This window comes from Bacillus sp. S3, from assembly GCF_005154805.1.
In the GTDB taxonomy this organism is placed as follows: Bacteria; Bacillota; Bacilli; order Bacillales; family Cytobacillaceae; genus Neobacillus.
Genome location: NZ_CP039727.1, coordinates 3557375 through 3578645 on the forward strand (window position 1 = coordinate 3557375; position 21271 = coordinate 3578645).

21 protein-coding genes and 2 pseudogenes are annotated in these 21271 nt (G+C 39.6%); 4 read left to right on the plus strand and 19 right to left on the minus strand.

Annotated elements, in window-relative coordinates; genetic code table 11:
* Positions 1-17: 17 nt before the first annotated feature.
* The 7 genes from grpE to gpr all read right to left on the minus strand — a co-directional run bounded on the left by grpE (position 18) and on the right by gpr (position 7797).
* Complete coding sequence (gene grpE / locus FAY30_RS17300) at positions 18-608, minus strand: nucleotide exchange factor GrpE (RefSeq protein WP_223820796.1); 591 nt, start codon at positions 606-608, stop codon at positions 18-20.
* Positions 609-718: 110 nt separating this feature from the next.
* Positions 719-1750, minus strand: coding sequence for a heat-inducible transcriptional repressor HrcA (hrcA, locus tag FAY30_RS17305; protein ID WP_149871040.1), 1032 nt, complete (start codon positions 1748-1750; stop codon positions 719-721).
* Between the two features lie 78 nt (positions 1751-1828).
* On the minus strand, positions 1829-2974 hold the full coding sequence (gene hemW / locus FAY30_RS17310; protein ID WP_149871041.1) for a radical SAM family heme chaperone HemW: 1146 nt from the start codon (positions 2972-2974) through the stop codon (positions 1829-1831).
* Positions 2975-3044: 70 nt separating this feature from the next.
* Positions 3045-4880, minus strand: a complete 1836-nt coding sequence (gene lepA / locus FAY30_RS17315) for a translation elongation factor 4 (RefSeq protein WP_149871042.1) — start codon at positions 4878-4880, stop codon at positions 3045-3047.
* 125 nt (positions 4881-5005) lie between these two features.
* Positions 5006-5332 (minus strand): DUF3679 domain-containing protein, encoded by a 327-nt coding sequence (locus FAY30_RS17320; RefSeq protein WP_149871043.1) that lies wholly within the window; start codon positions 5330-5332, stop codon positions 5006-5008.
* Positions 5333-5358: 26 nt separating this feature from the next.
* On the minus strand, positions 5359-6564 hold the full coding sequence (gene spoIIP / locus FAY30_RS17325) for a stage II sporulation protein P (RefSeq protein WP_149871044.1): 1206 nt from the start codon (positions 6562-6564) through the stop codon (positions 5359-5361).
* Between the two features lie 114 nt (positions 6565-6678).
* The gene (gene gpr / locus FAY30_RS17330) at positions 6679-7797 is read right to left on the minus strand and encodes a GPR endopeptidase (protein WP_149871045.1); all 1119 of its coding nucleotides are present in this window, start codon (positions 7795-7797) and stop codon (positions 6679-6681) included.
* A gap of 209 nt (positions 7798-8006) precedes the next feature.
* Here gpr and rpsT point away from each other — a divergent pair, with 209 nt between their 5' ends.
* On the plus strand, positions 8007-8267 hold the full coding sequence (gene rpsT / locus FAY30_RS17335; protein ID WP_149871046.1) for a 30S ribosomal protein S20: 261 nt from the start codon (positions 8007-8009) through the stop codon (positions 8265-8267).
* Between the two features lie 40 nt (positions 8268-8307).
* Here rpsT and holA read toward each other — a convergent pair whose 3' ends face one another.
* Entirely contained in the window at positions 8308-9324 is a 1017-nt protein-coding gene (gene holA / locus FAY30_RS17340) for a DNA polymerase III subunit delta (protein ID WP_149871047.1), read from the minus strand.
* A gap of 307 nt (positions 9325-9631) precedes the next feature.
* On the opposite strand from holA, the gene FAY30_RS17345 reads away from it, so the two are divergent.
* The gene (locus FAY30_RS17345; protein WP_149871048.1) at positions 9632-9766 is read left to right on the plus strand and encodes a YqzM family protein; all 135 of its coding nucleotides are present in this window, start codon (positions 9632-9634) and stop codon (positions 9764-9766) included.
* A gap of 76 nt (positions 9767-9842) precedes the next feature.
* On the opposite strand, the gene FAY30_RS17350 is transcribed toward FAY30_RS17345, so the two are convergent.
* The 3 genes and pseudogenes from FAY30_RS17350 to FAY30_RS17360 form a co-directional block, all read right to left on the minus strand.
* Positions 9843-12170 (minus strand): DNA internalization-related competence protein ComEC/Rec2, encoded by a 2328-nt coding sequence (locus FAY30_RS17350; RefSeq protein WP_149871049.1) that lies wholly within the window; start codon positions 12168-12170, stop codon positions 9843-9845.
* Between the two features lie 99 nt (positions 12171-12269).
* A pseudogene (locus FAY30_RS17355) lies at positions 12270-12719 on the minus strand (ComE operon protein 2); the annotation flags it as partial.
* Between the two features lie 71 nt (positions 12720-12790).
* Entirely contained in the window at positions 12791-13441 is a 651-nt protein-coding gene (locus tag FAY30_RS17360) for a helix-hairpin-helix domain-containing protein (RefSeq protein ID WP_149871051.1), read from the minus strand.
* Positions 13442-13527: 86 nt separating this feature from the next.
* Here FAY30_RS17360 and comER point away from each other — a divergent pair, with 86 nt between their 5' ends.
* Complete coding sequence (gene comER, locus FAY30_RS17365; RefSeq protein ID WP_149871052.1) at positions 13528-14352, plus strand: late competence protein ComER; 825 nt, start codon at positions 13528-13530, stop codon at positions 14350-14352.
* Positions 14353-14766: 414 nt separating this feature from the next.
* Positions 14767-15626: pseudogene (locus tag FAY30_RS17370) on the plus strand (transposase).
* Positions 15627-15880: 254 nt separating this feature from the next.
* Here FAY30_RS17370 and FAY30_RS17380 read toward each other — a convergent pair.
* The 8 genes from FAY30_RS17380 to FAY30_RS17415 are packed head-to-tail and all read right to left on the minus strand — an operon-like array spanning position 15881 to position 20928.
* Entirely contained in the window at positions 15881-16636 is a 756-nt protein-coding gene (locus FAY30_RS17380) for a class I SAM-dependent DNA methyltransferase (RefSeq protein WP_149871053.1), read from the minus strand.
* Positions 16633-16989, minus strand: coding sequence for a ribosome silencing factor (rsfS, locus tag FAY30_RS17385; protein WP_149871054.1), 357 nt, complete (start codon positions 16987-16989; stop codon positions 16633-16635). Before rsfS ends, FAY30_RS17380 begins: the two co-directional genes overlap by 4 nt.
* 3 nt (positions 16990-16992) lie before the next feature.
* Positions 16993-17559 carry a bis(5'-nucleosyl)-tetraphosphatase (symmetrical) YqeK gene (yqeK, locus tag FAY30_RS17390; protein ID WP_149871055.1) on the minus strand — a complete coding sequence of 189 codons (567 nt, stop codon included), beginning with the start codon at positions 17557-17559 and terminating at the stop codon, positions 16993-16995.
* Positions 17549-18118: a nicotinate-nucleotide adenylyltransferase gene (locus FAY30_RS17395; protein ID WP_149871056.1), complete on the minus strand. Its 570-nt coding sequence runs from the start codon at positions 18116-18118 to the stop codon at positions 17549-17551. The genes yqeK and FAY30_RS17395 overlap by 11 nt, the downstream gene beginning before the upstream one ends.
* Positions 18119-18144: 26 nt before the next feature.
* Positions 18145-18435, minus strand: coding sequence for a ribosome assembly RNA-binding protein YhbY (gene yhbY, locus FAY30_RS17400; protein WP_149871057.1), 291 nt, complete (start codon positions 18433-18435; stop codon positions 18145-18147).
* A complete protein-coding gene (gene aroE, locus FAY30_RS17405) occupies positions 18429-19268 on the minus strand; it encodes a shikimate dehydrogenase (RefSeq protein ID WP_149871058.1) in 840 nt (279 codons plus the stop codon). The genes yhbY and aroE overlap by 7 nt, the downstream gene beginning before the upstream one ends.
* Before the next feature lie 34 nt (positions 19269-19302).
* Positions 19303-20385, minus strand: coding sequence for a ribosome biogenesis GTPase YqeH (yqeH, locus tag FAY30_RS17410; RefSeq protein WP_411675503.1), 1083 nt, complete (start codon positions 20383-20385; stop codon positions 19303-19305).
* Between the two features lie 27 nt (positions 20386-20412).
* Positions 20413-20928 (minus strand): YqeG family HAD IIIA-type phosphatase, encoded by a 516-nt coding sequence (locus FAY30_RS17415; protein WP_149871060.1) that lies wholly within the window; start codon positions 20926-20928, stop codon positions 20413-20415.
* Positions 20929-21271: the final 343 nt, after the last annotated feature.

Below are 21271 nucleotides of genomic sequence, written 5' to 3' on the forward strand. Positions count from 1 at the left end.
TAAAAAAATATGTAGGCTTATTGATTTACTTTTACCATTGCCGGACGAATCACACGGTCTTTTAATAGATAGCCCTTTTGAAATTCTTCCGTCACAATATTTGATCCATAATTCTCATCTTCACCTTGCATGACGGCATGATGCTGATGGGGGTCAAACTCTTTCCCTACAGATTCGATTTGTTCAACACCTTCTTTTTTCAAGGCATCTAAAAGACTGCGATATACCATATCCATCCCCTGCAATAGTGATTTGGATTGCTCGTTGTCAGCTTCGATATTCATCGCTCGTTCAAAATTATCTAACGAAGGCAGTAAATCTGTAATTAATTTTTGTGCTCTATATTTTTCACTCGCCTCTTGATCCAATCTGGACCGGCGGCGGAAATTATCAAAATCTGCCTGAAGACGTAAATAACGATTTTCTGATTCTTCTAACTTATGATTAAGCTGTTCGATTTCTTTCAGCTGTTCATCGATCGGATTAATCTCTGTTTTTTCAGCCTCATCAAATACAGACTCAACCGTTTCTTCTTCAGTAAGTTCAACTTTACTAGTATCGTCGATTTCTATTTCTTCATTTAGTGAATTGTTTTTCTCATTTGTCAACTTACTCACCTCCCTTAAAGGATTTGTGTATTTAGTAAAAATCATGTCTTATCCATAAGAAAGTGGGTGAAATTTGAGAGGCATTTCACCCTTACTCAATATTACCCGTGCTAATTATTTTGATACAATTTCGTTAAAACCTCAGTCAAATCCTTGCTTAAAAATTGGAGTAAGCTTATCACACGGGAATATTCCATTCTCGTAGGACCGAGGATTGCAATCGTACCCAGCTTTTCCGCACCGACTGAATAAGAGGCTGTGATTAAGCTGCAATTGTCCATGGCGGTAATATTATTTTCGGTACCAATAGTCACATGGATGCCAGCTGATTCTTTCCGAATTAAATTATAAATCCATTCTTCTTGGTCAATCATCATGAGCAACGTACGGATTTTAGCAATATCATGAAATTCCGGCTGCGCTAATATATTTGTTTTTCCGCCAAAGAAGAGCTTTTCATGGATTGGCATTTTTAAGGAATCAGCAATTGTATGCAGCATTAAATCATAATTATGAATATGCTGCCTCAAGAGCATTGCTACTTCCTTATAAATTTTATCGTTTAAATTTTCCAACGAAACGCCTGCTAATCGCTCGTTCAAAATATTCACCGTTTTTTCCAAGTCACTTGAATCCATAGTGGCAGGTATTGAAAAGGTCCGGTTTTCAACATGGCCGGTATCCGTAACAAAAATGGCTACCGCTGTCTCTTTATTAAGCGGAATGATTTGGATTCTCTTCAGCTTATTAATGCTTACGGCCGGTCCAAGAACGATCGATGTATAATTGGTCAGTTCCGATAGAATTTTAGCCGATCTTTGTATAATATTTTCGTACTCATAAATCTTCTCCGCAAAAATCGACCGAATAATCGAGATATCCTGCTGATTTAAAACTTGAGGCGATAATAAATGGTCCACATAATACCGATAACCTTTTTCTGAAGGCACACGCCCTGAGGAGGTATGCGTCTTTTCAATATACCCCAACTCTTCAAGGTCAGCCATTTCATTGCGAATCGTCGCTGAGCTAAAAGAAATCTCTTCTTTTTTCGACAAGCTTCTTGAGCCGACTGGTTGGGCAGATCGAATAAAGTCATCAACAATAACTTGAAGAATTAACAATTGACGATCTGTTAACAACATTCATCACCTCTGTTAGCACTCATCATTACCGAGTGCTAATTATACTAATAAATTATCAAAAAAAGGGGGATGGTGTCAATCATTACATACTCCTAAAAATGTTTGGAAAACCTCATTACCTAAAAAACGGCCTTTTTTAGTTAAATATATATGATTATTCTTCACTTCTATCCATTGCTTTGCGATTAATTCCGTTAGCTGCTGTTCAAATAACTTTAGTGGGTCTAGACTAAACTTTTCAATAAAATGTGAAATTGACACCCCTGCTGTTTTCCGTAAGCCCAGGAACATTTCTTCTTCCACCTGCTCGGCTTTCGATGTTTGGTGTTCTTCAAAAACAGGAAGTATGCCATTGTTGATTTGATCGATATATTTTTTCAAGGGTCCTGAGTTTGATCGTCTAACTCCATTCACATAACTGTGTGCACCCGCACCAAAGCCGTAATAATATTCATTATTCCAGTAGGTTAAATTGTGCCTGCTCTCAAAGCCAGGTTTTGAAAAATTACTAATTTCATATTGATTGAAACCATGCCTGTCCATTTCATCCATTAACAGTTCATACATGCTGGCCTCGACATCTTCACCAGGAGTAGGCAGCTTGCCCTTTTTCAGCAAATTATAAAATACGGTTTTTGGTTCAATAATGAGCGAGTAGGCAGAATAATGATTGATATCAAGGGAAAACGCCTTTGTTAAAGACTCTTTAAGATCCTGAACAGTCTGAGTCGGTAAACTGAAAATTAGATCAATGCTGATATTTTCAAAACCAACTGTTTTCGCATTTTCAATCGTCTGATAAACGTCTTTTGCTTTATGAACTCGGCCGATTTTCTTTAGTAAATCCTCATTAAAGGTTTGAACACCAAGACTAAGTCGGTTGACACCCGCCTCTTTTAATATTTGTAATTTTTCTTTACTTAAATCACCAGGATTGGCTTCAAATGTGAATTCGCATGTATTACTTTTAGGCAGGTTTCTTATTATACTTTCACAAAACATGGAAAGCTGTTGTTCATTTAATGACGTTGGCGTACCACCGCCGACAAATATGGTAGCTAATTGATCCTCAGGATATTGATGAAGCGTCAGCTTCATTTCCTGATCAAGAGCTTGTAAATAATCTTCAACAGGCTGTCCCTTAAGAAACACCTTATTAAAGTCACAGTAATGGCAAATATGCTCACAGAATGGGATATGAAGGTACGCAGCTTTTATCATGTTTTACACTTCCTAATAAAAAGAGGCAGGAACCACCTACTATCAGGCATGTCCTAACCTCAGCTAGTTTTTATTTTTTTGAATTATTGTCATCCATTTTTAATACTGCCATGAACGCTTCTTGCGGTACTTCAACGGAACCAACTTGTTTCATCCGTTTCTTACCTTCTTTTTGTTTTTCTAACAATTTACGTTTACGGGAGATATCTCCGCCATAACATTTCGCCAAAACGTTTTTCCGCATCGCTTTAATCGTAGAACGTGCGACAATTTTCTGACCGATGGCTGCTTGGACAGGAACTTCGAACTGTTGTCTAGGAATCAGTTCTTTAAGTTTCTCAACAATCACCTTGCCGCGATCATAAGCAAAATCCTTATGGACAATAAAGCTTAGGGCATCGACTTTTTCAGCGTTTAACAAGATATCCATTTTGACAAGGCTGGAAGGCTTATAACCAATTAACTCGTAATCGAAAGAAGCATAGCCCCTTGTACTTGATTTGAGCTGGTCAAAGAAATCATAGACAATTTCCGCCAATGGAATTTCATAGACGATGCTGACGCGATTTTCTCCTTGATATTGCATGTCAATAAAGATCCCGCGTTTCAATTGGCACAACTCCATAATAGCACCGACATAATCATTTGGCGCCATCATTGTTGCTTTTACATAAGGCTCCTCTACCCGGTCAATTTTCTGCGGGTCCGGGAGGTCAGATGGATTATCTACTTTCACTTCTGAGCCGTCAGTCATATGAACATGATAGATAACGCTCGGTGCTGTAGTGATTAAATCAATCTTAAATTCCCGTTCAATCCGCTCTTGGATAATTTCCATGTGCAACAGGCCTAAGAAGCCGCAGCGGAAACCGAAACCAAGCGCTTGAGAGGTCTCAGGTTCAAATTGGAGAGCCGAATCATTTAATTGCAGCTTTTCAAGGGCTTCACGAAGATCATTAAATTTGGCTGTATCGATTGGATATAGACCGCAATAAACCATTGGATTTAACTTTCGGTACCCGGGAAGCGGATCTGTTGCACCATTCTTTGCATTTGTAATCGTATCCCCGACACGGGTATCGCCGACATTTTTAATGGCTGCTGTTAAAAATCCAACGTCACCTACAGTTAATTCATCAAGCAAAGTCGCTCTCGGTGAAAAAACACCTACTTCATTTACTTCAAACTCTTTACCAGTAGCCATCATTTTAATTTTGTCGCCGACTTTAACAGTACCATCGACAACACGGATATAGGCAACAACACCACGATAGGCGTCATATAAGGAGTCAAAAATCAAAGCCTTTAATGGTGCATCCGGATCCCCTGTTGGCGCCGGAACTGTTTTTACGACTTGTTCAAGGATATCTTCAATCCCAATTCCCGCTTTAGCGGAGGCTAACACCGCTTCTGAGGCATCAAGACCAATGACTTCTTCTATTTCATTGCGGACCCTTTCAGGCTCAGCGCTTGGGAGGTCAATTTTATTAATTACCGGCAAAATTTCAAGGTCGTTATCTAGTGCAAGGTAAACGTTCGCCAGTGTCTGCGCTTCAATCCCCTGCGCGGCATCTACGACTAAAATGGCACCTTCACAGGCAGCAAGGCTCCTTGATACCTCATACGTAAAATCGACATGTCCCGGCGTATCAATCAAATGGAAAATATAGTCTTCTCCATCTCCCGCTTTATATTTCAATTGTACAGCATTTAACTTGATGGTAATCCCGCGTTCTCTTTCCAGATCCATCGAGTCTAAAAGCTGATCTTTCATTTCACGAGATGTTAATGCATTGGTTTTTTCCAATATACGGTCTGCCAAAGTTGATTTCCCATGGTCGATATGGGCAATAATTGAAAAATTTCTTATTTTCTCTTGTCGTTTCAGTCTATCTTCTCTATTCATGGTAGTTCACTCCTACTATTCTCGCGCATGTACACTATTTTTGATTATATCAGCAGGAAAATCAAGTATCAATAAATTTTGCAAAACAGAAAATGAGCGGCACCATCGTGGTACCGCTACCCATTTTAGTCTGTTATCAGTTTAATTAATTTTCCCGAGGCACTTGAAATTCCTTCTGACATTTTCTTTCCCATCGATGAAAAGAAGTTATAAGCACTTATTTCCTCGAGCTTCTTCTTTTTCCCCTCGATATCATGACTAGAAAGATCTTTGCCAAGAAAAGAGGCACTTATATGATCGTCCGATTCATAGATAGAAACAGCATTTTGAAAATTTGGATCATCATAGCCCTTCATTTTATGGATCCCTTTACCCGCCAGCTGCATCCCGGTTAAAACGCAGATGAGCATTAGAGCTGCAATGCATAGGCATTTTACCATAAACATTTTCATAAACACTGCTCCCTTACTGCTATTGATTATTGTTTATCCGTTGATTGCTCAACATCATCGTTTACTTTTTCAGCCTGCCAAAAATACTCACTAATCACATCGGCAAGGGCATCTGCCGAGCGATTTAATTCTTCAAAAGTATTATCAACCCCGCCAAATTCAATCAGCATGGCATTCTCTGATAGATTTTGATTATAGACACTATTTGAGCCAGGTTCATTTTTAACGATGACGCCTCTACTTAATCCCTTATATTTTTTTTCTAAAAGATCGTGAAGTTCGGTTGCGAGTCTTGCATTTTTCTCATGATTTGGATTTTTACCACCGATTACAAAGGCTAGCTTAGCATATGATTTTCCGTTAACATCAACAGTTGTATGTTCTTTCCGCTTTGCATCTCTATGGATATCAATCAAATACTGGTAGTCACGGTTTGAAGCCATGGCTTCCTGAACAAGTAATCCAGATTCTTGGTATGACTTGGGATACTTCAACCCTTTTTTATTTAAGTTCCCCTGAACATCGGTTTTATCAATGACTGTTCCGATACCCCTATCTTCTAAACTCGTTTTTAGCTGATCTCCGATTTTAGTGACGTTAATTTGTGAATGGTATGCCAAATTTGGATTTGTGACTCCTTTAAGATATGGTAAATAGGATTCCCGATTATGGGTGAAATAAACATAAACTACCTTTCGATCCCCTGTAGTTTGACCCGGAGCTGGGGATGGATTTTCATTTGACGGTCGATCTAAGCCTTCTAAACTCTGCAGTGCTGCCTCCCGCTCGCCCTTCATAATTTCTATCGGCGGGGATGACTCCATCGGCATGTTCGTATAATTCGTACCCTCTCCCGCAACCAGAATTTTCCCATCAAATTGGAAGAAGCCCGGAAGTTCCCTGCCAAGAAGGCTTCTTGGATCATCCAAATTAATATTGCTTGATAGGCTTAAAACTAAACTGGCCAGTTTTGGTGTCGAAGCCCAATTATTCTCGACCTTTAAAAAGTGATGATTTTCCCAGCCCATTAATTGATAAAGCAATTCCCCATTCACATTGGTAGCAGCTTGATTTACAGACGAGGACATAATTCGATATTGTGGCTTCAACGAGGTTAATAGCCCGCTAATAGAAAATACCAAGATCAAAAATAATGATAAGGCTGCAAATATTTTAAGTAAGCTTGTCCCTTGAACAACTAAAAACGTACCTGGTGTTCTAGTATTTTTCATGGTTCCACCTCGCATTAACGATTCTAGTAAATCTTATGACATTACTAGAATTGATAGAACCAATAAATTAGGGCAATAAAACAGGAGCCTTTTTCCTTTCAGGCTCCTGTTTTTTTATTTCGTATAATATCCGGCATTTTCTTGGTCAACCGCTGTATGGAGGGAGGCATTTAACCCGTTTGCAATTAGGTTCGCCATGTCTTCAATAAAGACATCCACTTCCTTAGGCGTGACCATTAAATTATGTCCGATCGGAGACAGCACTTCATAAATTAACTTTCTCTTCTCATCATCAGACAGCGTGCCGACCATTCCCAAAAACGTCTTCCGATGCTTTTCTTCCGGCAAATCTTCTTCTGTTAACTTTCTTTTTTCCCCAAAGCTCATACCTGCCGGTGCAAGTGCTCTAGATGGGCGGTTCCCTTCCCGCAGTTCTTTCCCAAAATGTTTAAGAATGAAATCAATCGTATCACTAGTAATGGAAACCGCGTCAACAACGGTTGGTACCCCAATTGCAATAACAGGAATCCCAAGAGTCTCCTTACTAAGTTCCTTTCTTTTATTCCCTACCCCTGAACCGGGGTGAATACCTGTATCAGAAATTTGAATCGTGGAATTGACCCTTTCAATTGATCTTGATGCCAACGCATCGATCGCAATAACAAAATCTGGCTTTGTTTTTTCGACAACACCAAAAATAATATCACTCGTCTCAATTCCAGTCAGTCCCATTACTCCGGGCGACAAAGCGCTAACGGAGCGGTAACCTTCCTCAACATTTTCTGGCTGCAGCTGATAAAGATGACGGGTGACCAAAAGATTTTCACACACCAATGGGCCTAATGCATCAGGGGTAACATTCCAATTTCCAAGACCAACTACTAGGCATGAATCTGTTTTCTTAATGCCTGACCCTTCTAAAAAATGAGCAAATTCCCTGGCAAAAATCTCTTGTACCTTTTGCTGCACCTCAGTGTTTTGCTGCCGGATCCCCTGTACCTCTACGGTTAAATACCGTCCGGCTTTTTTACCTAGCTGCTCTTCACCCTGTTTCGTTACTTCCACCAAAGAAATCTTTATATCGTCAACATCTTTTTCCTTAATTATGACTCCTTCAATTTGCGAAAGGTTTTCCTCTTGTCCGACAGACTTTCCTGCAAGCACCATTTCCCTTGCTTCAATGGCCAAATCTGTTCGAATGGAATACTGACTTAAGTCAATTGATTCACCCATTTTTCCTTCACTCCCAACCCTGTAAATAGAGATATTACCTATTTTTGCCCTTATCATTCCAAAACATGCAGATGAAAATTCTTATCCCGATTAATTGTGTATTGCAAAATAGGCTCTCGTTTGATAAAATACTTCTTGTTCTGAATTTATTATTGATGAATGTATAGTCGAGTTCATATAGTCTCGATTCTTTGTAGGAGGTGAATGGAATGCCTAACATTAAATCTGCTATTAAGCGTGTGAAAACAAATGAATCTAAAAACGCTCAAAATACAACTGCTAAATCTGCAATGCGTACAGCTGTGAAGAAAGTAGAAGCTGCTGTTACAGTTAATGACGCTGCTGCTGCAAAAGAAGCATTAGTATCTGCTGCTAGTAAATTAGACAAGGCTGCTGCAAAAGGTCTTATCCACAAAAATGCTGCTGCCCGTAAAAAATCCCGTCTAATGAAAAAAGCGAATGCGCTATAAGAAAACAAAAAAAAACGATTCCTACAAGGAGTCGTTTTTTTTATTTCTTCATCCGAAACAATAACATTTCTATTAATAATGATTTATTCATTCCGCCGGTTTTCATTTGATAATCCGCATCAGCAAGAAGCTTCATGAGGTTTGATAATTCTTCATCACTAAATTTACCAGCTTGCCCAAGTGCGAGCTTGACCCTGAACGGGTGCGTTTTCAAGTAACCTGCTATTTGCTGCTGTCCATAGCCCCTTCTTGAAAGCTCCTTCACTTGATAGATCAGCCTAAATTGTCCTGCAAGCAACGCTAAAATCTTAATGGGTTCTTCATTTTGCTTTAACAAATCATAATAAATTCGCAGTGCCTCGTCTAATCTTCGCTGAACTACTTTTTCAATCAGGGTAAAAATATTTTGCTCAAGCGACCTGGCTACAAGGTTGTCAACCAAGGCAGCATCGACTCGTTTTTCCTCAGCAGCATATAAGGACAATTTGTCCACTTCGCCTGCAATCATAAACATATTTGTGCCCACCAGTGCAAGCAGTTGATCAATCGCAATTGCTTCGAATTCAATCCCACTGCTTTTTGCCCGCTCTGCTACCCATTTCTTTAATTCATGTTCAGATAATTTTTTGGCCTCGACTATTTCGGCGTTCCTTTTCAATTCCTTAGTAATCTTTTTTCGTTCGTCTAATTTTTCATAAGGAGCTGAAATAACCATTACCGTATATGGAGCAGGCTCTTTTAGATACGCTTCAAATTTTGTTAAATTGTGATCGACTTTTTCTTTCGATTTTTCAGCGGTTAAAAACGCGGGATTATGTAGAAAAATAACTTTCCGTTCCCCTAAAAATGGAAAGGTTTCGGCATCCTCTAATGCCACATCAACAGGTGTTTCCTCTAAATCATACGCAGAAAAATTAAAATCCTTTTCGTCTTCGTTTAAAATATGGCTAAGCAGTAATTGTTTCGTTTCATTGATTAAAAATGCCTCTGTTCCATATAATAAATAAATAGGAGCAATTTCCTTTTTTTTAATTTTTCTCCAAATATCTACTACCATCTTGTCCAGCGCTCCCCTTCATTTCCTCACATCTTATCGTAATGAAGCTTGGACGATTTGACAAGTATTAATTGGGAAGTGGCACTTATCGATTAAGTGCCACTTCCCGATCTATAATGAACGCCTGCAATTGATAGCCCTAGGAGCTTTTATTTGCCTGGCGGGGTTTATTCGTAAACATAGTATAGCCTCGCGTAAGTCAAGCTATTTTGACAACTCTTGTCAGTACAGGAAGCAGTAAAAGGGATGCTGGATTTTTTCAATAAAATAGCTTATACTATTAGTTGAAAAATAGGAGGGGTTGACTGTGAACGAATTTGAAAAAAATCCGCAAAGTACTCGTAACGATGCGCTTGATTCCGGGATGGGATTTGTAGTTTCCTTCGGCTTTTTTGCTACAATGTTTATTATCGCAACAATTGTTAAGCTAATCGGTTCATAAATGAGTAGCTTACATATGCGTAAACTAAGGGCTGCTTTCTGCGCAGTTCTTTTTTTATTCTGTGAATTACTTTATCTTATGGCAAATGGGTGTAAAAGGTTCCTTTCCCATGATAAAAACGGTAGGTTATGGCGCCTTGCAGATCTGTTCGGTAAATGATTGTATTTGTTTTCTTTAACCGCTCCAATACTTCCTGATGGGGATGGCCAAAGCGATTTTTCTCACCCGCGGAAATAAGGGCAATTCGCGGATTTAATTGCTGAATAAAAGCTTCAGAACTGGATGTCTTACTTCCATGGTGACCAGCTTTGAGGACATCAATCTTCATATTCGTAAATTCCCTTATTATTTTCTCCTCCCCTTCTTGGTCTAAATCACCGCCAAAAAACCAGCTGACTCCCCCTAAACGGGCGACAATAGCAATCGACCCGCTGTTCCTCTCCCCAGTAAAATTTTCTTTAGGCGACAGGATATAAAATTCACTTTCCTCCTTTCTCCATTGATCCCCTGATTTCACTTTTTTCACGGGAATACCTTGTTTCATTGCCTCCTGAATAATGGCTAATTCTGTTTCGGATGGTTCAGTTACGGAAGGCAGCAGAATTTGTTTCACCTCAAGTTCAGATATAATGGCTAAAGCCCCGCCAATATGATCCATATCGCCATGTGTAAGGATTAGTTTATCGATCCGGGTAATTCCCTGTCCTTTTAGGAATGGAACAACTACATCCCGGCCCACCTCATAAGGCTTGGTACGCTGCCTCCACTCATCTTCAGCGAAGCTAACCGTTCCTCCTGAATCGATCAGATAATTTCCCTTTCCGTGCGGCAGATGGATTAAGATGCTATCTCCCTGCCCGACATCAATCATGGTCACTTCACCATTAGGGTTCAGCCAGTTCCAGCATGGTTGAAAAGAAAACAGTACGGCCGTCAATACAAGCAAATAAAGTCCTTTTTTGGTATAGGTACCTGTTTCCCAAATGATAAAAATAGCCGAAATAAGCACAATGTAGAGGATTAGTATGAACACATTTGGTTTTCCTGGAATAAAACGGACAAATGATAAATGAGCTAAAATTTCAATCAGCTGATTCGAAAGATGAATGGTTTTTACGAAAAAGTCAATAAAGATTTGCGGGGTTTTTGCGAACAGAAGTTGAATAAAAAACAATGCATATAATCCAGGAAGATAAACAAATGAAAAGAGAGGAATATATAGCAAATTGGCGAATATACCGACTAATGATACCTCGAAGAAATGATGCAGCAGCAATGGCAATGCTGCCAGCTGTGCCGTCACAGATGTAACCAACATCCGTATCCAATTCTGCTGGTATTTGGTAAGGATTTGTCGTGCAGACAGAATGATCGCAAAGCTGACTGAAAACGAAAGCTGAAAACCAGCATCAAAAATCACCATTGGAGAAATCAATAGAAAGAGAATGAATGCCCAGCTAATGGCATCAATTGGTAAAAGTTTCATATGGCTTTTAAATTTGACTGTGAAAAGGACCAAGAAGATCATTAATGCTGCCCGGATAACTGAGGGCGAACCGCCTGTAAGGATGACATAAACGGGGAGCAGCATGAGAAGAAAATTTGTCATGAACTGTCTTGTCAATCCAAATCGAATCCCAATATAAAAAACCATTCCAATTAACAGGGAAACGTGAAGGCCGGAAATGGCTAATAGATGAATGATTCCTGTTTTTTGATAATTCCCAAGTAATTTAGGATCAAGCAGGCTCCTGTCACCAAAAATTAAAGCGGCCGAAAGGGAGGAAATTTCGGGTGGAAAATGATTCTCAAGATAGCGGATACCGGAAAAACGAATTTGTTTGATCAACACGAGCGGAGAGGGTTTCAATGGAGAACAATGTTGGAGTGGGTTTTCCTGAATCTCAGCAATCCAATAAATACCCTTAAATGACAAATACCTGCGGTAATCAAAAGCATTTGGATTTTTCGCTATCGCTGGTTTTTTCAGGGTTCCTGACACTGAACATAAACCGCGATAAAAACTTTTATTCTGTAATGCCCCTTTTTCCGCTTCTGATTTGATTTCGTAACGGATCAGGAGTTTTTCTTTGGATTGCTTTTCGATAGCAGGTACTTGTAGTACATTACCATCAATTTTGGGATCACCAAAATATTCAATGATAAAGTTTTTACTTGTAACGGGGATGACTGATTTATTCTTTGTTTCAGCCTGCACTCCCACGAGGAGGAATGCAACAAATACTATGAAAATCTGGAAAAGCTGGGTACTTCCAAACCTTTTATATTTTTTTAAACTATAAAGATAAATGCCAATTAATAATAAAAAAGTGTGATACGAAATAAGTGCACATAAAACCCCCATTAATGCAGAAAGAGCGAAATAAAGATATTTTCCATTCATCTTTTTTCTCCAATTGTGGTATTTGTCGAAGAGTTTTTAGATTATTGAAGACGCCGGAGAATCCCCCAGCGTCTTTAAAAACGATGTTCATTGGTTAATATTGCGGAAATCAATAACTGATTCCGTCAATTCAACCTTGGCCACTTTGACATTTGCTTGTTCAAAAAGTTCGATTGCGTAAGGATGATTTTTATAATCCTCCGCGTAATAAACTGTTTGAATTCCTGCCTGGATAATCGCCTTACAGCATTGCAGACAAGGGAAATGTGTAACATAAATTTCTGCCTCAGCAGTTGGTACACCAAACTTTGCGCATTGCAGCAGCGCATTCATTTCAGCGTGAATCGTTCTTACACAATGATGATCAATTACATAACAGCCTTTATCAATACAATGATCGCCGCCGGCAATAGAGCCGTTGTAACCGCCGGCAATAATCCGTTTATCTCTCACAATCGTTGCACCCACTGTCAAGCGTGTACAGGTGCTTCTTAGGGCGAGTAAATGGCTTTGTGCCATAAAATATTGATCCCAAGAAATTCGTTCCATTTTTCTCCACTCCCTAGAAAATACTTTCTTTTAAGTTTACTGGTGTTTGTCCATTTCGGTCAATGAAGAATTTAATTAACGACAATTAAATCCTTTAATTTCTCAAACGTTTTATCGCCGATACCGTTGATACTCTTTAAATCTTCAACCATTTTAAATGGACCGCTGACATTCCGATATTCAACAATCGCCGCAGCCTTTGCCGGGCCAATACCAGGAAGGTTTTGCAGTTCCTTCTCATCCGCTTTATTAATATTTATTTTCCCTTGATTTTGGCCAGCACCGCCAGATACCGCGACACCTCCTTCAGGTGTACTTGTAACAGGGATACCTGCCTCTCCCTTAGCGGGTATGTAAATCACCATTTCATCTTGGACATGCTCGGCTAAATTCACTTGTGTTTGGTCTGCCAGATCTGTTAAGCCGCCCGCCCGGCTAATCACATCAATAACCCGTTCACCTGTAGTGGATTCATAGACCCCTGGCAGCTTTACTTGCCCCTTCACATCAACCATGATTTTTTCCGGCAGTACAGCAGCTTGATTTGTTTGTTGGTTATTTTCTGCTTCCTTGACATCTCCTTGAAGCATGCTTTCGTTCATCATGGCATTAATGGGGGCAGGCTCTGAATCATCATACATATAAAAAAAATAAAAGCCGCCGGAAACAATAAAACCAACTACAATTAAGGTTAACTTATGCTCAATAAGCCAGTCTTTCAAAAGAATCCATCCTTTCTAAAGGTATATTTCACTTCTGGTTTTCATATGGTTATAAAAGAATATTGCATGCGAAGGAGGGTCGGAAAATGAATATAGGTATCATCGGTACCGGAAATATGGGGACAATGTTGGTTGAAGCTTTGATTGATGGAAAAACCATTGCCCCTTCTTCAATGATGATTACAAACAGAACGAAAGCAAAAGCCTTTCTGCTTAAAGATAAATATAAGGGAATTAGGGTTGGGGCAAATGCAGAAGAAGTAGCAGCTCAATCCGATTTGGTATTTATATGTGTAAAACCGTTAGAAATATTTAAGGTTTTGGATAAGATTAACCCACATTTAGGCCCTGAAAAATGTCTTATTTCGATAACGAGCCCTGTCAGTACAAGCCAAATTGAGAAAAAGGTATCTTGTTCAACAGTCCGGGTGATCCCAAGCATCACCAATCGTGCGTTAACAGGAGTTTCTTTGGTTACCTATGGAGAAAATTGCAGTGAATATTGGAAGACAAATGTTAATCAATTGATTTCGAATATTTCCGTACCAGTTTGTATTGGAGAAAATATTACGAGGGTTGCCTCTGATATCGTTAGCTGCGGTCCTGCTTTCTTCAGCTATCTGCTGCAGCGTTTCATAGAAGCAGCAGTAAAAGAGACTGAAATTGATAAAGAAGCAGCGACGATATTTACGAGTGAAATGATTGTTGGGCTTGGTGAATTAATAAAGCAAGGGCATTATACCTTACCGTCATTACAGGAAAAAGTAAGTGTAAAGGGCGGTATAACCGGTGAAGGAATTAAAGTATTAGAAAATGAAATTGGGGATGTATTTGAACATCTATTTCAAGCAACACATGCAAAGTTCAAAGAGGATCTTGATAAAGTGGAGATACAATATTCTAATCTATAAATTCGCCTTCATTTGACAAAATCCTTCTTTCATTTTATAAAAAAAGCCATCTTTTTATAAAAAAGACGGCTTCGGGCTGTCGAGAAACTCTCGACAGCCTTTATTTTATTTAATTTCTTTAATAATTCACCGCGTTAATTAACTTAAATTATTAATAATTCAACTATTCAACATGTCTGTTGATTTGCGCTCCAGGCACTTCGCTTTCCGCGGGCGTGCCGGGGAGCCTCCTCGGCGCAAGCGCCTGTGGGGTCTCCCACTGCCCCGTACTCCCGCAGGAGTCTTCGTGCCTTCCGCGCAAATCAACAGGTGTTATTAATAGGACGAGCAACTCAACCAATATTTAATAAGATAAGTGGTTAAATCAATGTTTAAGCCAAAAGAGTCTGGTCAAAGGAATATGAATTTGAGTGTATTGATGAATTAGTTCCGAATGATCACCTTCTTCGATTGATTGATAAATATGCAGACTTTTCATTTCTTTTTGAAAAAGTACTCTCTTTTTATAGTGATGATAACGGCCGTCCATCTGATCCCCCTTATTCTTTTTAAAATGATGTTCATAGGGTATCTCTTTGGCATACATTCCGAAAGGAAAGTAGAAAAAGAAATTAAAATGATCATTGCTTATCATTGGTTTTTAAGTTTAAAATTTTATGATCCGGTTCCTTACCTGAATCGATTGGACCGTCAGGTCCAATGGTTTGGTTTTAAGGTAGAAGCTGTTGCTCTAGATTCAGGCTATCTTACTAATCCTAAAGGACTTTCTAATCGTAATATATTTGGCGTTATTGCCCATAGTCGATTCCATCCTACTACTGGCTTATTCCCTAATTGGAAATTTACTTTGACAATGAACGGGATCTTTACATTTGTCCTAATACCCAAGAATTACCCTACAAGACAACAAACCGAGAGTGTTTAAAGAATACAAATCTGATTCGAAAAAATGTGAAGGCTGTCCACTTTTATTCCAATGCACACGTTTAAAAATTAAAGTGAAAGTTGTAACACGACATGTATGGGAGGAGTTTAAGGAAAAGGTAAGAGTAAATCGCTTATCAAAATCAGGAAAAGAGCTATATAAATTTTGAAAGGAAAAAATTGAGCGAAGCTTAGCAGACTCAAAGAGCTGCATGGGCTTCGCTACTGCCGGTTGCGGGGTAAAAAAAGCAAGTGAACAGGCTCTTCTTACTGTAGCTTGCCAGAACACGAAAAAGATTGCGACACACTTATTCAGGCTGGAAAAGGTGTGTTGCAATTCTTTAAGTTGATTATCTCCTGTTGATTGGAGCGGAAGGTGCGAAGACTCCTGCGGGAGTACGGGACAGGTGAGACCCCGCAGGCGCGGAACGCGCCGAGGAGGCTCACCGAACCGCCCGCGGAAAGCGAAGCACCTGGAGAGGAAATCAACAGGCCCATTAGCAGGGACATTTTTGAAAAAAATAGGCCATTCAAATCCCGATAAAAATATAAAATTGCCGAGAAAAATACACTTTCTCGACAATCTGAAGCCATCTTTTTATTTTTATTTTTTAGCGACAAAAAAGATCCGCTCTGAATGTGGCTGCGGTCCGGTATGTTTGAAATCGGCAGCAACCTCCAGAATTTCAAAACCTGCTGTCTCTAACCAATTTACATATTGTTGGACCGGATAGGTCCGCTGAAAATGAAGCTCATCAAATCGGTCATACTTCCCTGATTTTTCATCCAAAGCAAAAAAGCTTAGTTCATGTTCGACACTATTTGGATGTTCACCAGGGAAACTATTCCAAATATAGGATACATCTTCATCATTTAATGCGAAGGTTTGGCTGATGAATACTTGGGTAATTTTATAGATTGAATGGACATCAAAAATGAAAATCCCATGATCGTTCAAATGTTCCATGGCTGCAGCAAAAGTGGACACCACTTCTTCTTCTGTTTGCAGGTAGTTCAATGAATCACAAAAAATGCCAATTACATCAAATTGCCCATGACCTTCCAAATCAGCCATACTTTGCTGGAAAAATGGAATCCTGACACCTTCCCCTTCCGCCTTTGCCTGTGCGACAGCGAGCATATCCTCTGACAAGTCAATCCCAGTTACTTGGAATCCTTCCTTTGCAAACCTGACAGAGAGCTCACCAGTCCCGCATGCTAAATCTAAGAGACGCAGATGGGGACCCCTTCGTTTGACGTCATATTTAACAAGAGTTTCTTTAACAAACTGTACCCATTCATCATATGGGGCATCTTTCATCAGCCCATCATATAAATAGGCAAACTGTTCATAACTCATGAATTCAGCTCACTGCGGATATCCTCAAGCGGCGCGTCGCCCCATAGCCGTTCCAAATTGTAGTAGCTTCTTTCGTCCCGATGGAATACATGGGCTACGACATCCCCCATATCAATTAACACCCATCTTGCTTCATCAAACCCTTCAATACGTTTCACATCGTATCCATGTTCTTGTGCCTTTTCTTTCATTTCTCGTGCAATTGCTTGTACTTGTTTATCAGAATTTCCGTGGCAGATAATGAAGTAATCTGCAATTAAGGAAATACCCTTCATATCGAGAGCAAGAATGTCCTCTGCCCGTTTATCATCCGCTGCTTTTACTGCTATTTTTAAAAGTTCCTGATTTTCCATTCATCAATCCTCCAGTTTCGTAACAAGGTCATTGTAAGTATAAAAAGTCTCTGGGTACACCGTTTGATTTTTTTTCATTAAAAATAAAATCGTGTTTTGTACCGCTTTTATTAATGCCCGATCTAAATTTCCTTTTGCCATTTCTCTTACTTCATCTACACCTGGGAAATGTCTCCCGGGTTCGATATAATCCGCTAAATAAATGACTTTTTCAAGCATCGTCATACCTGGTCTCCCAGAAGTATGGTAGCGTATAGCAGCCAAAACTTCACGGTCAGTAATTCCGGCTTCCTTCTCTACGAGATAGGTACCTGCTGGAGCATGCCATAATTCTGAATTAAATTGGAGCAAGTCCTGCGGGAAACCTTGGGAAACAATGATTTCTTTCATTTCATCCTTGGGGCGAAATTTCGCGTAATCATGAAAGATGGCGGCCATTTCCGCTTTCTTCTCATCTGCACCAAATCTCTTGGCTAAAGAAATGGCCGTTTCCATTACCCCCAGCGTATGCTGATAACGATGCTCCGTCAATTGTTTCTTAACCAGTCCCAACGCCTTTTCACGTTCCATATAAATGCTTCTCCTCTATATAATCAATCACCTGATCAGGTAATAAATATCGAACGGTCTTTCCGCTTTTCATTCGATTCCGAATCATACTAGATGAAACATCTATTGCCGGGACTTCAACATACAGGACAGGGTATTCTGTTTGATGGCTGTAGGAAGGTCTCCTGACTCCTACAAAGTGGACCAGGTTTACAAGTTCATTAATTTTATGCCATTTCGGCAAATATTCAATCATATCTGCCCCGATAATAAAGAAATACTCGTTGTCAGCATATTCGCTTTTCAGCATTCTCATTGTATCCACTGTATAGGAAGGACCTTGGCGTTCGAGCTCAATTGGTTGAATCGTAAAGGCAGGATTCCCGTCAATTGCGAGCCTTAGCATGTTTAGGCGATCCCCATCTTCGACTGATTCTGATTTTTTCTTATGCGGCGGCTCATGGTTGGGCATAAACCAAATTTCATCAAGATTTAGTGCAGAATAAACTTCATTGGCAATCATAAGATGTCCGTAATGCGGAGGGTCAAACGTTCCTCCTAATATTCCCACTTTCTTCATGCGTTCGCCATCCTTTACTCCATTGATTAAGGCAGTGTTATAGTTTTCTTTTCAACAGACTCTTTATAAAGAACAATTGTGCTGCCAATTATTTGCACAATTTCAGCACCCGTTCCAGCTGCCAGCTCTTCAGCAACTACTGTTTTATCTTCTTCGCAGTTTTGCAGCACACTGACTTTAAATAGTTCCCTAGCTTCTAGCGCATCTGCGATTTGCTTAATCATATTTTCATTTACGCCGCCCTTCCCCACTTGAAAGATTGGATCTAAGTGGTGTGCCTTTGCGCGTAAAAATCGTTTTTGTTTACCTGTTAACATCGTTTTCCTCCTAATTGTAACAACACATTCTCTCTCATTCTTTCGACATCAGGGAATATGCCTGTCCATTTTTCGAAAGCAAGTGCACCCTGATAGACAAACATATCGACTCCGGTTTGGGTTCTTGCCCCTTTGGATACGGCATCTTGCAAAAGCTGCGTTTCCAACGGATTATATATTATATCACAAACAATTGACTGTTCCCTTAATTTGTCCAAACTCAAGGGCTGTGCCGAGATTTTCGGTGACATCCCAATCATCGTCGTCTGAATAATTAAATCATATTCCCCAATATTTTCGCTTGCTTCTTTTAAGGACAAAGCTTTAGAGGAGCTATCATAAGGACAATCCTCAATAAGTTTTACCGCCCTCTCTAAAGTCCGATTTGCGATGTCTATAACCATCGGTTTTGCTTGGGCCATGGCAAAGTAAATCCCTCTAGCTGCTCCCCCGGCACCTATTACCAGGATCCTTTGCCCCGATACGCTTGGTACATATGGGTTTAAACTTTTTAAAAAACCGGGACCATCGGTATTATAACCAATCAGCTTTCCGTCCTCATTGACCACTGTATTGACTGCACCAATGCTGGCTGCTAAATCATCCACTACATCTAAAAAGGGTATAATCGCACTTTTATGTGGAATGGTTACATTAAACCCGCCAACCCCAATGGCTCTTAGGCCCTTAACAGCATCTCCTAAATCCTCAGGTTTTACTTGAAAAGGGAGATAGTGAGCATCCATTTGATAAAAAGAAAATAAATCATTTAGCATAACCGGTGACATCGAATGCCCAATGGGATCACCTAATACTGCATATAACTTTTTCACTTGTATCTCCCCACCTATTCTACGGCTTCTATATTTATATTAAAGATTTTCGAATTAACGTTTGAACACCTTTCGGAACGTACGCAGCCACTTTTGCTCCCGGCTCATTTACTGTAATCCAGCCAAGCCCCGAAAATACGATATCTGTTTTAGCTTCTTTAATAACAAATTCCTGTTTCACAAGCTCCGGAAATGTCGCTAATTGTTCAGGAGCCGGCGGTGTCAGCATTTCCCCAACATGCTTTTCATAAAGCTCGTCCGCATTTTCTGTTTTCGTCCGGTGAATATTCAATTCATTGGAAACATAACAAACAAATGAACGTCTGCCGCCGCTAATATAATCAAATCGGGCCAATCCGCCAAAGAATAATGTTTGATCTTCATTTAATTGAAATACTTTTGGCTTGATTTCCTTTTTAGGGGTAATCATTTTTAGGTCCTTTTTATCTACAAAATGGGCCATTTGATGATGATTGATAATCCCAGGTGAATCAATTAAGGATTTTTCGTCATCTAGCGGGATTTTAATAATGTCGAGTGTCGTTCCAGGGAAATGAGAAGTGGTAATCACATCCGCCTCGCCGGTGACTTCCTTAATAATTCGGTTTATGAAAGTAGACTTTCCAACGTTGGTGCAGCCCACGACATAGACATCTTTACCTTGCCGCAATTCATCAATTGCCGCAGCCGTTTCTTTTACATTTACCCCTTTTGCTGCACTGACGAGGAAGACCTCTTCAGGTCTTAAGCCCAGCTCCTTTGCTTCCTGCTTCATCCAGTTTATCAATTTGGTATGCTTAACAGACTTCGGCAGCAAATCAACCTTATTTCCGACTAGGACGACCTTGTTATGACCGACAAACCGGTGTAATCCCGGGAGCCAGCTGCCATTAAAATCAAAAATGTCAACAATCATTACAATAAGGGCGTCTGTTCTGCCGATTTCATTTAATATTTTTAAAAAATCATCGTCGGTTAAATTGACATCCTGAACCTCATTATAATGCTTCAGACGAAAACATCTTTGGCAAATAATCACTTCTTTTTCCAAAGCGGATGATGGCGCATATCCCAGTTCCTCTGGGTTTTCGGTTTGGACCTTGACACCGCAGCCCATGCATATATATTGTTGTTCAATCACAGATTAATCCTCCCACTGAAGCATCCCTTTTTTTCGAAACCAATTTAAAATTCTCCGTTCCGCAAAGCGATTAAATTTTGTCCAAAATCCGTCCGTTTGGGCAACAGGTACAACGAGAATGGTATGAAACCCGCTGCGGTTTCCGCCGAGAACATCCGTTAATAATTGATCACCAATGACAACAGTCTCTTCCTTCTTAATGCCCATTTGCGAAATTGCCCTGTGAAACGCTGGTCCCATCGGCTTTCTTGCCCGGAAAATAAACGGGATTTTAAGCGGGTCAGAAAAAGCCTTGACTCTTTCCTCATTATTATTAGAAACAATTGTGACAAGTATATTATGTTTCTTTATTTCGTCAAACCATTTAATCAACTGAGGAGTTGCAGTAGGACGATCCCATTCCACTAACGTATTATCCAAATCCGTGATAATCCCTTTAATCCCTCTTGATGTTAGCTCCTCAGGAGATATATCCAGAATGCTTTTCACATGTTCATTCGGCAAAAATTGTTTTAACACTAAGCTTACACCTCATTAAATTCTAAATAAAATTCCTCTTTTATAAGAGGTAGCAGTCAGACCAATTATTTCTGTACCATCATACCAATTTTACCCTTTGTTTCAAAGTTTTAAGATGTGAAAAAAATATTTTTCGACAAACATCTGCAATTCCCCGCCCTGTGGATAACCTTATTAACATTATACCCTTTGAATCATTTACATTTAGGTACTTTATAAACAAATTAATCACAAGTTATCCACTATAACCTGTGGATAAATAGAACGATTGTTCTATAAGAATAAATTTGGTAGATTTAGGGTACACCATTTGAACATACCATTTTATGTTTCTTTATACCAA